The sequence below is a fragment of the Agrobacterium tumefaciens genome, from assembly GCF_013337285.1.
GTDB lineage: Bacteria > Pseudomonadota > Alphaproteobacteria > Rhizobiales > Rhizobiaceae > Agrobacterium > Agrobacterium burrii.
On sequence record NZ_SUPW01000002.1, the window covers coordinates 39,555 to 53,267 of the forward strand.

10 protein-coding genes are annotated in these 13,713 nt (G+C 57.8%); 6 read left to right on the forward strand and 4 right to left on the reverse strand.

Annotation, left to right across the window (positions count from 1 at the left end):
* The first annotated feature begins 29 nt into the window (after positions 1 to 29).
* The 5 genes from tsdA to FCH38_RS05955 all read left to right on the forward strand — a co-directional run bounded on the left by tsdA (position 30) and on the right by FCH38_RS05955 (position 4,817).
* A complete protein-coding gene (gene tsdA / locus FCH38_RS05935) occupies positions 30 to 1,013 on the forward strand; it encodes a gamma-resorcylate decarboxylase (RefSeq protein WP_174373174.1) in 984 nt (327 codons plus the stop codon).
* 3 nt (positions 1,014 to 1,016) lie between these two features.
* Positions 1,017 to 2,072: a maleylacetate reductase gene (locus tag FCH38_RS05940; protein ID WP_174373175.1), complete on the forward strand. Its 1,056-nt coding sequence runs from the start codon at positions 1,017 to 1,019 to the stop codon at positions 2,070 to 2,072.
* 15 nt (positions 2,073 to 2,087) lie between these two features.
* Complete coding sequence (gene graB, locus FCH38_RS05945; protein WP_149900275.1) at positions 2,088 to 2,975, forward strand: hydroxyquinol 1,2-dioxygenase; 888 nt, start codon at positions 2,088 to 2,090, stop codon at positions 2,973 to 2,975.
* Entirely contained in the window at positions 2,972 to 3,310 is a 339-nt protein-coding gene (locus tag FCH38_RS05950) for a YciI family protein (protein WP_153516435.1), read from the forward strand. Before graB ends, FCH38_RS05950 begins: the two co-directional genes overlap by 4 nt.
* A 220-nt stretch (positions 3,311 to 3,530) precedes the next feature.
* Positions 3,531 to 4,817 (forward strand): MFS transporter, encoded by a 1,287-nt coding sequence (locus tag FCH38_RS05955; protein ID WP_174373176.1) that lies wholly within the window; start codon positions 3,531 to 3,533, stop codon positions 4,815 to 4,817.
* A gap of 105 nt (positions 4,818 to 4,922) precedes the next feature.
* Here the strand turns inward: FCH38_RS05955 and FCH38_RS05960 are convergent, their stop codons facing one another.
* The 4 genes from FCH38_RS05960 to mprF form a co-directional block, all read right to left on the reverse strand.
* Complete coding sequence (locus FCH38_RS05960) at positions 4,923 to 7,247, reverse strand: DUF1217 domain-containing protein (RefSeq protein WP_174373177.1); 2,325 nt, start codon at positions 7,245 to 7,247, stop codon at positions 4,923 to 4,925.
* Positions 7,248 to 7,557: 310 nt separating this feature from the next.
* On the reverse strand, positions 7,558 to 8,889 hold the full coding sequence (locus FCH38_RS05965) for a telomere resolvase (protein ID WP_174373178.1): 1,332 nt from the start codon (positions 8,887 to 8,889) through the stop codon (positions 7,558 to 7,560).
* A 285-nt stretch (positions 8,890 to 9,174) separates the two neighbouring features.
* The gene (locus tag FCH38_RS05970; RefSeq protein WP_174373179.1) at positions 9,175 to 10,545 is read right to left on the reverse strand and encodes a virulence factor; all 1,371 of its coding nucleotides are present in this window, start codon (positions 10,543 to 10,545) and stop codon (positions 9,175 to 9,177) included.
* Positions 10,542 to 13,142: a bifunctional lysylphosphatidylglycerol flippase/synthetase MprF gene (gene mprF / locus FCH38_RS05975; RefSeq protein WP_174373180.1), complete on the reverse strand. Its 2,601-nt coding sequence runs from the start codon at positions 13,140 to 13,142 to the stop codon at positions 10,542 to 10,544. The genes FCH38_RS05970 and mprF overlap by 4 nt, the downstream gene beginning before the upstream one ends.
* Before the next feature lie 277 nt (positions 13,143 to 13,419).
* Between mprF and FCH38_RS05980 the strand changes: the two genes are divergently transcribed.
* Positions 13,420 to 13,713, forward strand: coding sequence for a hypothetical protein (locus FCH38_RS05980; RefSeq protein ID WP_142840594.1), 294 nt, complete (start codon positions 13,420 to 13,422; stop codon positions 13,711 to 13,713).

Below are 13,713 nucleotides of genomic sequence, written 5' to 3' on the forward strand. Positions count from 1 at the left end.
ACGTGAACAGCAATTTCGGAGGAAACAACATGCAAGGCAAGGTCGCTCTCGAGGAGCATTTCGCAATCCCGGAGACACTTCAGGATTCGGCCGGGTTTGTGCCCGGTGACTACTGGACGGAACTGCAGCATCGACTGCTCGATATTCAGGATACGCGCCTGAAGCTGATGGATGCGCATGGTATCGAGACCATGATCCTGTCGCTGAATGCGCCGGCGGTGCAGGCTATTCCGGATAAGAGGAAGGCGATCGAGATTGCCCGGCGGGCCAATGACGTGCTTGCCGAAGAATGCGCCAAGCGACCGGATCGTTTCCTTGGCTTTGCCGCTTTACCTTTGCAGGATCCGGATGCGGCGACCGAGGAACTTCAGCGCTGCATCAACGATCTCGGTTTCGTCGGTGCGCTCGTCAACGGTTTCAGCCAGGAGGGCGACGGCCAGACGCCGCTTTATTACGACCTGCCGCAATATCGCCCCTTCTGGGGTGAGGTCGAAAAGCTCGGCGTGCCGTTTTACCTGCATCCGCGCAATCCGCTGCCGCAGGATTCGCGCATCTATGACGGCCATCCCTGGCTGCTTGGCCCCACCTGGGCCTTTGCGCAGGAAACGGCGGTACACGCGCTGCGTCTCATGGCGTCCGGCCTGTTCGACGAGCATCCGCGCCTCAACATCATTCTCGGCCATATGGGCGAGGGTTTGCCCTACATGATGTGGCGTATCGACCACCGCAATGCCTGGGTGAAACTGCCGCCGCGTTATCCGGCCAAGCGCCGCTTCGTGGATTATTTCAACGAGAATTTCCACATCACGACCTCGGGCAATTTCCGAACCCAGACGCTGATCGACGCCATTCTGGAAGTTGGGGCGGACCGTATCCTGTTTTCCACCGACTGGCCCTTCGAGAATATCGACCATGCCTCCGACTGGTTCAACGCCACGAGCATCGCCGAGGCCGACCGGGTGAAGATCGGCCGCACCAATGCGCGCCGCCTGTTCAATCTCGACGGGGCTTGAGCCATGCAGCCCTTCGTCTACATGGCAGCGCCGGCCCGCATCGTTTTCGGCGCGGGAAGCTCAGTGGGGGTGACGGAGGAAATCCGCCGCCTTGGCCTGTCGCGGGTGCTGGTGCTCTCGACGCCACAGCAGAAGACGGATGCGGAAGCGCTGGCTGCCCGGCTCGGCCGTCTCGCGGTTGGCGTCTTCTCCGAGGCTGCCATGCACACGCCGGTTGAGGTGACGAAAAGGGCGATTGAAGACTATCGCGCCGCCAATGCGGATTGCGTCGTGGCGCTGGGCGGCGGCTCGACCACCGGTCTCGGCAAGGCCATTGCGCTGCGCAACGATGCGGCGCAGATCGTCATTCCGACGACCTATGCCGGCTCGGAGGTGACGCCCATTCTCGGCCAGACGGAAAATGGGGTGAAGACCACCATGCGCGGCCCGGAAATCCTGCCTGAGGTAGTGATCTACGATGCGGAACTGACGCTCGGGCTGCCCGTGGCCATCAGCATGACGAGCGGGCTGAACGCCATGGCGCATGCGGCCGAGGCGCTTTATGCCCAGGACCGAAACCCTATCGCCAGCCTGATGGCGGTTGAGGGATTGCGGGCAATGGTCGAAGCGCTTGCCCGTGTGAAGGCCGAGCCGCAGGATATCGCGGCGCGCGAGACGGCACTTTATGGCGCATGGCTGTGCGGCACGGTGCTCGGCGCTGTCGGCATGTCGTTGCATCACAAGCTTTGCCACACCTTTGGTGGCAGTCTTGATCTGCCGCATGCGGAAACCCATGCGGTGCTTTTGCCGCATACCATCGCTTATGTGGAGCAAGCGGTGCCCGATCTGCTCGCGCCGCTTGCCGCACTTTTCGGTGGGAAGGCCGGGGCAGGGCTTTTCGATTTTGCTGCCCGACTTGGTGCGCCATCAAGCCTCGCAGCGCTTGGTGTGCAGCGGAGCGATCTCGATCCCATGGCCGAGCTTGCGACAGCCAATCCCTATTGGTGCCCGCGGCCAATCGAAAAAACTGCGATCCGCGACCTGTTGCAGCGCGCCTTTGAGGGCGCGCGGCCGGAGTGATGGGAGGAAGTCATGATGGATACGAAGATGACCAGCGATGATGGCTATTTCGTTGAGGAGCGTTCGGCTGAAACCGTGATTGCCCGCATGCGCGACTGTAACGATCCGCGCCTGAAGGAGATCATGGCCGTCGTTACGCGCAAGCTGCATGAGGCGGTGAAGGAAATCGAGCCGACCGAGGAAGAGTGGATGAAGGCGATCCATTTTCTCACCGAGGTTGGCCAGATCTGCAATGAATGGCGGCAGGAGTGGATTCTGTTCTCCGATATTCTCGGCGTTTCCATGCTGGTCGACGCCATCAATCACCGCAAACCGAGTGGCGCGTCGGAATCCACCGTTCTTGGGCCTTTCCATGTGGCCGATGCGCCGGAAATGCCGATGGGCGCCAATATCTGCCTCGATGGCAAGGGCGAGGATATGCTGGTGACCGGCCGTATTCTCGATACCGAAGGCGCACCGGTTGCCGGTGCGCGCATCGATGTCTGGCAGGCCAATGACGAGGGCTTCTACGACGTGCAGCAGAAGGGCATTCAGCCCGATTTCAATCTGCGCGGTGTTTTCGTCACCGGCGAGGACGGGCGCTACTGGTTCCGGGCGACGAAACCGAAATATTATCCGATACCGGATGACGGCCCGGTCGGGCGATTGCTGCGGGCCATGGGGCGTCATCCTTACCGGCCGGCGCATCTGCATTATATCGTTTCGGCAGAAGGTTTTGGCACGCTCGTCACGCATATTTTTGATCCGGATGATCCCTATATCCGTTCGGATGCGGTGTTCGGTGTGAAGGAGAGCCTACTGGCCGATTTCCAGCGGGTGGAGGATGCGGAAAAGGCCCGGCAACTGGGTTTCATCGGCGACTGGTTCTGGTCGGTGAACCATGATTTCGTGCTGGCCCGATGAGTGGCGGCAGCGACCGTCCCGGCCTCTATGTTCGTTTTGCCGAAAGCGACCCCGCAGCCGCTGAGCAGCGGAAGGTGCAGATGGATGCTCACAAGGCCTATTTGCGCAGTGAGGAAACCGCGCCCCTGGGGTTCAGAATTCTGGCATCCGGCCCCATGCAGGCGGAAAGCAGCGGGTCATCAGCTGCACTCGTCATCGCCGAAGCCCATTGCATTGAAGATATGATTGCCTTCAGCGATGCCGATCCATTTGTCATTCACGGCGTCTATAAGCGCGTTCGTATCCTGCGCTGGACGCCGACACTGTCGAGGGTTCCCGGGCTGAAGCCTGACTGACATTTCTGTCGGGTCGTTGGACCTGACAATGATAAATATTGCATTTGCAATTTTTGCAAATGCAATGCTTAATCGAAGACGGGTGATATCGGCGATATGTGTCTTGACAGGAGCGGGACACATATCAGGGTGGAGCAGGCCGGGCACTCGCGGAGCTATCGCCAGGAACGGGAGACGCAATCCATTCCGGATAGCGCGTTCAGGCGTGAAAGGGAGGAAGATGTCCACGAATTATATGAGCGCCGCCTCAGTGCGGACGAAAAACCCGGCTGGCGTCATCGCGACATGTGGTCTGATGATCATGTTCGACGGTTACGATCTGGTCGTTTATGGCGCGGTTGCGCCGGCGCTGCTGAAAGAGGGCGCATGGGCGCTCAATCCTGCCATGGTCGGTCGCGCTGCGGCGCTGACGCTGGTGGGAATGCTGCTGGGCGCTCTGTTTGCCGGCACCATGGCCGACCGTATCGGCCGCCGCAAGGTCGTGCTCATCAGCCTTGCCGTATTTTCGGCTATGATGATCGCCTCGGCCATGACGCCGAACTTTCTGGCTTTTGAAATCACGCGCTTCCTCGCTGGTCTCGGGCTTGGCGCGCTTTTGCCGACAGTGACCGCGCTGGTGCTGGAATTTTCGCCGCCCAAACGCAAGGCGCAGGCGAATTCCCTGTCTTTCCTCGGCTATCTTATCGGCGGCATCATCTCCGGCCTGATGGGCATCCTTCTGCTGGAAACCTATGGCTGGCGGCCGTTGATGCTGATCGGCGGTCTGCCGCTTATTCTCCTGCCGCTATTCATGCGCTTCCTGCCGGAATCGCCGGAATGGCTGGCAAGCAAGGGCCGGCAGGCGGAAGCGGACGGTATTTGCGACACTTATGGCCTGCAACGCATTGTGCCACACGCCAAAATTCAAAAGGGTGGTGTCGGCGCGCTGTTTTCGGAAGGCCGGCTGCTTTCGACGCTGAATGCCTGGGGCATTCACTTCTGCTCGCTGCTTCTCACCTTCGGCATGGTCAACTGGCTGCCGACCATCATGAACAAGATGGGTTATGATATCAGCTCGGCGCTCAGCTTCTCGATCATGCTGAATGTCGGGGCCGCTATCGGCATTCTCATTGGCGGGCGGTTTGCCGATAAGGGCAACGTCAAGGTGGTGGTGGCGGTGCTGTTTGCCATCGGTGCGGCCTCTATCTGGGCTCTGACGGTAAACAAAGGGCCGCTGCTGTATGTCTTCGTCGCCCTTGCCGGTGCCGGAACGATTGGAACCCAGATCCTTGCCAATGTTTTGGTGGGCCGGCTTTATCCCGTCCATATTCGCGGCACGGGCCTCGGCTTTTCGCTGGCGGTTGGTCGTCTCGGCGGCATTGCCGGCCCGATGATCGGCGGCCTCGTGCTGCAACGGGGGCTGGCTCCCGAGTGGAATTTCTACATTTTCGGGTCGGTCGCGTTGGTGGGGTTGTTGCTGACCGTGTTGACCCTGCTATACCGCACCTCGGGTGACGAGCGGGTTTGATGAACGAGGTGCTGGCCGCCGGGTGAAACCTGCGGCCAGCAGAATGGCTGATGCCTCATGCATTCAGCGACGACACGGTTCTGAATTTTCACTGCAACGAATGATCTAGCTTCTGCGACCGCTGCGGAGTTGTGCGAGGGTCGCAAGCGTATTGCCGCTGATCCCGCCGTTATTGCTGAACAAAGCCATACGCGGATCGGATTCGGCGCTGTTCGCTTCGAACATCACCAGAAAGCGGCTGACCAGCTTTTCGACCTTTGCAGGGTCCTGCAGGTCTTTCATCTTCAGCCTCTTCTCGATCATCTTTGCCTGCACATCCACTTTGGAATTTGCCGTTTCGGCAGGCATTCCAAGGGCGGTGCGGGTGAATTCCGCCAGCGCATTGTCGGCGAGGATGTCGTAAGGATTGGAAATGCCGCCGGCCATTCGCTTGAAATAGAGCGCCAGTCGGACACCGGAGTTTTCCTCTCCCGCCCGCTCCTCCAGCGTCTGGCGCACATAGTTGTCGCGCGTTTCCATCAGGCTGCGGGTATTCTGGATCGTCTGGCCGGTTGTCGCGCGGATATTTCCCTTGGTATCAAAGTTGAAAGAACCGGCAAGCGCGCGAAAGCGGGTATCTTTTTCGGTGTTGGCAAAGCTTTTGGGGTCTTTAAGGTCGGACTTGAAAATCTTCTTCAGATAATCGGTGGTCACCGATTTGGGGTCGATGCGTTGGGCAACCAACATGAAATCGAGCAGGCGGCGGTCGGCAAGCAATTGATCGACTGTTTCCAGCGTCTCCATTTTCTCGCGATAGTAGGAGACTTCCTTCTCTCCCTTCTCCCTGACTTTCTTGTCCTTGTCCCAACGGGTGACTTCGGTGAGATAACGGCGTGAAATGCGGGTGATCTCGTTTTCCGCCTGGGCAAGGCGCGGTGAGCCGATTTTGCCTTCTGAATCGAAATTATATGCCTTTGCCAGCCGCACGAACCTGTCATCGTTCAAGCTGCGAACATAGCTTTTCGGGTCTGACAGATCGCTTGTGAGGGCTTTTTTCAATTTGAAGGTCGAGGCTTCCTCCGTGCTGATATTGAACGCCTTCAGCGCGAAATTGCGAACCGTGACTGCGGCCGGCGCATTCGACAGAAAGTCCTCCAGGTTTTTCGTCAGGCCGATATAGCGTTTGTAGTCCTTGATTAGCCTTTCGTCGTCGGCCACGTCGTCGTCATCGTAGCGGCTAAAGTAAAAGTTCATCATCGTGCTAAGCTGCACATCGGTCTGCACTGCCTTTCCAGGCGCGACTTTGCCGTCGTCACCGAAATTGAAAGCTTTTGCCAAGTCGATGAGGCCTTTGTCCTTCTCCTGATAAAGCGGGCTTTGCGCGTCCTCAGGATTTTGGCGAAGGGCCCACTGGATTTTCTTGTCGATGTCGACGTTGTCGAGCAGATTAAAGGCGACGATCAACATTTCTCTCAGGCGGCCATTGCTGGTCATCTGCCCTGCATCGGTGACGCTCTTGATCTTGTCCACGAAGAAATCACGATTAAGAATCGCGCCGGCCTGCGTCAGGCGCGGGCTAGAAAGAACGTAGGTTTCGTTGATCAGCCGTTTCTGGGCCGTCGTCTGCGCTGGCGTGCCGGTATCGACGGCGCCATCGTCGCGGAAGTTGAACGCCGCCGCCATTTCGAACAATTTATAGGCATCGGCGATGCGTTTATTGTACTGGTCGATCAGATATTGGACCTTGTCGTGCGCCGGCTTGTCGGTGGTGGGAATATTGTCCCGCTCAATTCGCAGACCTGCCGTTTTTAACTGCCACTCATTGACCAGCGGTTCGTAGGTCTTGTTGACGTAGCTATCGGCACTGCTGATATCGCTGGTCAGAACATCTTTGAGATGCTTGTAGCTGAAGCTCTGGGCATCGATGCCGAAAGATTTGAAAACATAGTCCCGAAGCCGCGTGTTTTTGAATATGTCATCCAAATGACCGACCTTGTCGATGAGGATGTTGTAATATCGCGTTTCCTCCTTCAGTTCCTCGTTTCGTTGCTCGATCGTGCTGTTATACGCGGCAACCAGCCGGTCCTGCTGGGATTCGGTCTGAACCGATTTTTGCGCTTTGATATTGCCGAAATCGAACGCCGCCGCGAAATCGCGGTAGCGTGTGTCCTTCATCTTGTTGGCGAAACTGTTCGGGTCGTTGAGGTCACTTTCCAGCACCTTCTTCATGAAGGCGGTGGCGTAAGTCATGTCTTCCAGCCCAAACGCTTTCATGGCGTAGGAATAGAGTTTGTAGTCCTTCAGAAACTCGTCGAGGTTTTTAACCTTGCCGATATTGTCCGCATAATATCTGGCGTCTCGCGATATGACGGGGTCATTCGCGACACGTTTCAGCGACAGGCCGAGGTCACGATTATAGAGGGCATAAGTCGTGTATGCGGGCAGCACCATGTGCCTCCGGGAAAATTGTTGCCGAAATCTATGTGTGAACAAATACTATAATTGAATTATCGCAGTATTGTCTTGTGCGAGACTGTATTTACTAAAATTGTATTTATGTTAATTATTGTATATTGTTAAATTAGAAATTTATATTCTGATAGGACGAATTTTTCTTGATGTTGTCTCTTAGGGTTTTCGCGCAGATAAAAGCTGCACATGGCCAACAACCAGCCCAAAGCGGTATGCGGAAATGCGCCGCCGCAGTTTCTGGGCAGTTTCAAGATGTGCCAGTTTTTGGACGGGAGCGGCTGCGGCTGCCTTAGGGCTTTTTGCCGGAGACAGGCGTGATGCTCGCCATTTGCTGCAATGTCCGCTCATTCGTGCGCTTGGCGCGCGCCAGCGCATCGTCGCGATCTTCGGGCAGCGTGTAGGTCATGTAGGACAACGAGGTTTCGAGGTCGTTGTTATTGTGCCCCAGAATGGCAGCGAAATAGCTGTTCTTGGTGACGTGGGGCGGGGCGAAATTGTGATAGGCGACTTCGGCATAGAGGTGCCGCAGGCCATAGGGCTTGGGAAGTTCTTCCTTCGGCCAGAAATCCTCAAACAGGTTAAAAACCGTATCCCGAAGCAATAGACGGGTTTCCGATGAAAAATCGTCGATCGACATGCCGTGCCACAGTTTTCCCTGCCCGCTAGCGCGCAGCCGTTCATAGGCGGAGAGAATGGTGGCGGAACGGGCAAGGACCGGGATTTCGTAGGTAATACCGAATTTCGTTCCTTCTCCCTGTTTCGTCTTGGCCTGGCCGTTGAACAGGATGCTCCATTTGGAAACACCCTTGCCATAGGGGGCGGGGGAAAACTCGGCCTGGGTGAAGACTTCGTAGGGACGCCGTCCCGTCATGCCGATCAGGCCGATGCCGATCATCAGCGGGTCATTGGACTGGAGAGCGTCGGTGCAAATCTTCAGAACCTGCCGGTAGTTGTCGAAGGTGATCAGCGCACCATGCTTGGTGGCGATCTTCTCCATCTTCACCCGGCGGGCGTCGTCATACATCGCCGCATCGCCGGTTGCGATCTTCAGCATCGGATGCTCATCACCGAAGGCCTCGCGAATGGCGTTACGGTATTTGGTAATGTAGGAGATGATCGTCGTCTGCGCCCTGTCCTTCATGGTGCTGAGTTCAGCGTTCCACAGGGCCTGCATTTCATCTTTCTTTGCCACACCATTCATCGCTGCAATGAAATCCGCGATACGCAGAAGAACCGTGGGCTTTCGTCCCGCGGTGTTGAATTCCGCCCGTTCGATTTTTTCGACGATGGATGTCGCCACGCCGGTTTTCGGATAGTCGGCCCGTTCGATATAGGTATTCAGCCGTTCGCGCAGTTTTTTCATGTTGCAGATGGCAAGCGGTGTGCTCTTTGGGCCGAATTCGGCCTTTAGGGCATACCTATATTTCATGATGTAGAGTTCGAGCGTCTTTTCGGTGCGGCCATTGTCGAAATGGTAGCGGACCTCGGCATCCCAAAGATCGCGGATTTTTTTGTTCCGCACAGCGTCGCTGCTTTTCATCGCCTCTCTGACGCCAGCGACGAACTGGTCGATGCGTTCCACGAGGACGGGTGTTTTTGTCTTGCGCTTTAAGGCGGGCATGCGGCGGCTCCCTGAACCGGTCCGAAAATATAAAATCCATGGTTGGCAATCAACAGAAGCATGGTTGAGGAAACGCCATGAACATTCGCCGCGGGCCGGGTTCTTTTGAATAATAATTTAATCGATTCCGCAAGCGTGGCTGGCGATCGAAGACGGGTTTCGAACTGCCGCCGGTCATTCAACCGGGGCTGAAGGCTGCGGGAGATGATGTTTCCGGGGAGGGAGCCTGCAAATTCATGTTCGGAGCTTCGGAAATTTTCCCGAAGCCCCTCAGGTCAAAATACTCTATTTAGGCAGGCGGGTCTTCAGCGATGTCACAATCCGCTTTGCAAGCGCCTCATAGTCTTCGTCGAAATGGTGGCCGCCTTCAATGGCGATCGTTTCCACACCCTTCGCCTTCAGGCCGGGGCAGGGATCTTCATCCTCCTCCTCCGTGCCATATACGCACTGCACCAGCTTCGGATCGATCTTGGCGATGTCGTCCACCGTCTTGCCGCCCTTGCCTTCGCCAGCCACGCCAAGCCAGCCCTGAACGGAAATTTCGAAATCCACTTCCGTCGACAGGCCCAGCAGGGAGAGCTGCACGACGTGGGATTTTGCGCGTTCCGGCAGAAGATTGTAGGTTGCAGGAATGATGTCGGCACCGAAGGAATAGCCGATCAGCACCACGTTGCGAACCTTCCACTGCTTGCGATAGGTGTCGATGATGCGGCCAAGGTCGCTTGCCACTTCCTGTGGCTGCTTTTCTTTCCAGAAATACCGCAGGGCGTCGACGCCAATCACGGGAATGCCCTGTTTCTGCAGCGCGCCGCCCACTTCCTCGTCAAGATCGCGCCAGCCGCCGTCGCCGGAATAGATCACCGCCATGGTGTCCATGACAGGGCTCGTTTCCAGAACCTTGATCGGCAGGCCGAGCGGGCTGTCGGTGTCGCCGGCGGCGTCGATCTGGTCGGACAGGGTCTGTGTCAGGATGTCGTCCGCCTTGTCGGTCACGTCAGTCACGTCAATATCGGGATGCAGCTTGACGAGTGCGTTGACGTGGTCGCGGCCCTTCTGGTCCGCCGCGGGCGTAAACAGCACGCTGACGGGCGCGGGCAGTGGACCATCGGTCAGGCCATAGACCGTTTCGCCATCCACCTTGTCCTTGGTGGCGGGGGTGCAGAGGATTTTCTCAAGCGGCAGGCCCGCCTTGGGGTCGACGGCGAGAGCGTCGCGGACGGTGGAGACAGGGCTTTGTGCGATCATCGCCAGCGCCAGCGTTCCGCCCTTGCCGATGCCGGTGAGAATGGGCTGGCGATAGCTGCTGGTGCCGGCGGTGCGCTGGATCTGCTGCGACAGCGATTCGATGTCCGAGATCATGTAGATGCAGTCGTCGTCATCGGCTTCGAGCGCCTTCAGATATTCCTTGAAGTCGATGCCGACCACGGCCGCACCCTTTGCAACCAGCGCCTCGGCGCGGGTCTCGTCGGCGGCTGTCCAGCCGTCGGCGTCGGAAATCAGGAAGACGCTGGCGAGAATATCACCGTCCGGTACCATGATGTGTTCGGCCGGGATCATGCCTGTCTCATAGGCTGGCTTGTCCTGCGCAAAAACGGAGGTAGAGGCGAACAGGGCGGAAGCGGCGATGACCGCCTTCATCATGGTGGATTTTCTCATTTTCCGATCACTCCTCTGACGCCGCCGCTGATCAGAACCGTTGCGTCCATCAGCGCCAGCGCGGCGTCTGCGCCGTTCTGAACGGCAAGGTAACGCGGTTCCCATTTCGGGTGGAACTTCGTCTTGAACGCACGAAGGCCCTTGAAGTTGTAGAAACGTTCGCCGTGTTCGAACAGCGTGCTGCCGATGCGATCCCAGACGGGTGCTGCATCGCGCTTCGACATGCCGGACATCGGCGCCATGCCCAGATTGAAGCTTTCATAACCCGCCTCACGCAGATATTGCATGATACTGACGAAGAGGAAATCCATCGCGCCGCGCGGCGCATCCGCCGAAAAGCGCATGAGATCGACGGTGGCTTCCTTTTTCGTTTCCGTCACCATCAGATTGGCAAAGGCGGCAATCTTTCCATCCTTGCGCAGGATGGCAACGGGTTGTGACAGGATGTAGTCCGGTTCGAAAGCACCGAGCGAGAAGCGCTTTTCCCGCGTATTGTGATGCGCAAGCCAGCCATCGGAGACCTGTTTCAATTCATCGAGAATATCCGGCACCTGCGATTTTTCGACAACCTCGAAGGTCAGCCCGTCGCGTGCGCCGCGGCTCAAGGACTGGCGAAGGGTGGCGAGCTTGCCGCCCTTCAGTTCGAATGCGGTGAGATCAACCAACGCCAGTTCGCCGAGCTTGAAGGCGCGCAGGCCGGCATCGGCGCAATGGGAAAGCAGGAACGGCGAAATCTGATAAAAGGCGGCGCGTGCTCCCGCCGAACGGGCGGCCTCCACAAATTGCCAGACGAGATCGGGAAAATCCTCCTCGTCGCCAACCGGATCGGCAAAGGCGATCCAGGAACGGCCTTGAATGCCGTACATGATGAAGGCGTTGCCGCTCTCGGAGAACATCACGTGTTTGTCGCCCATGCGCACGAGGTTGGCGTCGGCGGCGTCCTGTTTCATGACGATGCCGGTTGCGTTTACCACGTCTTCGGGCTCGATCGCATCCGGCCTGTAGGCCACCGGCCGCATGAGGCTGAAGATGGCGATGGTGGATGAGGCGAGCACGAGACCGAGAAGGGCGCGCAAACCGCGCGGCGCTTCTTCGGAGAATTCGAACTGCCACCATAAGGTCTGACTGTAGTCCGTATCGCGATAGACAAAGAGCAGGATGGTTGCCGCGCCGGCGACGATAACGGCCATGGCGGCGAGCCAGCTCGGTCCGAGCGCCTGTTTGACCAGCGATGCATGGCGGTTGAAGCTGCGCATATTGGCGGCGAGTGCGATGATGAAGACGCCGAGGATCGCGGCTTCAAAGACGGCGATGGCCTTAAGGATGGAGAGAACCAGCGCCAGCGAGGCGGCGACCAGCGCAATCCACCAGGCTCCATCAAGCCGCTGCCCGAGGCCACGTGAGGCGACGACGAGCACAAGGCCGAGAATGCTGGTGAGAAAATGCGCGGCTTCGATGATCGGCAGCGGCACGAAATTGGAGAGGAAATCCAGATTGCTGTCGGGCGTCGGCGTCACGCTCGAGAAGATCAGCATGGTGCCGAGGATCATCGCGAAGGTTGACAGCAGCGGCGGCGCGAGCCGCACGGCAAGCTGGCTAATATCGGAAACAACAGGCTTTGCGGCGAACTGCTTCATCTCCGAGACCAGCATCACCAGAATGGCGACCACCAGCGGCAGGACGTGATAGATCACGCGGTATAGAACAAGGCTGCCGAGCAGCTGGTCGACGCTGATGGCGTTGCCAAGCCCTGCGACCATCACGGTTTCAAAGACGCCAAGACCGGCCGGCACATGGCTGAGGACGCCAAGGCCGACGGCTGTGGCGTAGATGGCGAAAAATGTCGGCCAGCCGAGATGCGTATCGGGCAGCAGCACGTAAAGCACGGAGGCGGAGGCGGCAATATCGAAAGCCGAGACGAGGAACTGGCGCGACGATGTGCGGCTGTCGGGAAGGCGAAGACGCCATGCGCCAAGACGGATCGTGTGACCGTTGCGCCCGATATAGGCGGCAACAACGAGGACGGCGATGATGGCGAGCGCCGCCCCGCGGAGGAACAGCGCGTCAACCCCGATGATGGCGGCGATGCGCGGTGCGACGATGAAGGTGGAGACGGCGCTGACCGAAAGCAGGCCAAGCCCGAAGGACAGCGTGACGAAAGCGATGACGCGGGCGATTTCACCAGGCGACAGCCCGAGCCGCGAATAGGCGCGAAAGCGGATGGCGCCACCGCTCAAAGGTCCGAAACCGGCGGTATTGCCGATGGCATAAGCGGCAAAAGCCGTCGCTGCCATGGGCGGAAACGGCAATTTGCGGCCGATATATTCGATTGCATTGGCGTCGTAGAGTATCAGCGCCAGAAAGCTGAGCGCCGTGAAGAAAATGGCAAGCAGAACCGCCGAAGCCGAGGTCTGCGTCAGCGCGTCGATGACGTCGTCATAACGCACTTCGGAGGTCAGGTGATAGATGGCGAAGGTCATCATCACGAAGACGAGCGTGATGGCGATCGCGGTCAGATAGGGGCGGTTTCGGGCAATAAAGCTTTCAACCGCGGATTCCGCGACATCGGTTTGTGTGATTTCGCTCTTGTCTGCCATTTGCTTTGTCCAGCGCCCGTTCCCAAGCTTGGCGAACCACAGGAATGTGTCGCTAATTCGTTTCGGTTGAGGAAATGTGATTAGCAGAAAAGCATGAAGTGTCGATGTAGAGTTTGGCCCGCTGGTTGGTGAATTTCGCCAATTCTGAGGGCAAAAATGCAACTATGAAATGCATGATTTGTCGGATTGTTGCGAAACATACCAAATTGACCGCTGCGGTTGCTTGGTGGTGGCGTTTGATGCCATTACACGCTCCTTTTGATTGAAGGAGATGCAGATGAACACGCCTACAAGAATAGCGCTTTCGCTCGTCGTCGCCCTCGTGGCGGGCGGCGGATACATGGCAGTGGACAAGATGCGCGGTGCCGAATGGGTCGTTTCGCCGCAGCAGATTGCGGAGGCCAAGGCAAAAGGGCAGATGGGTTATGAATCCCGTCCGGGCACTGTGACCGTGTTGCCGATCCGCAGTGAAACGGCGGATGTATTGCCGATGAAATGGGCGATGATCGGTGTCGTTGCCGGGCTTCTGGCTTTCCGGGCGAGCGGCAAGAAAAAAGCGGCAAAGGCTTAA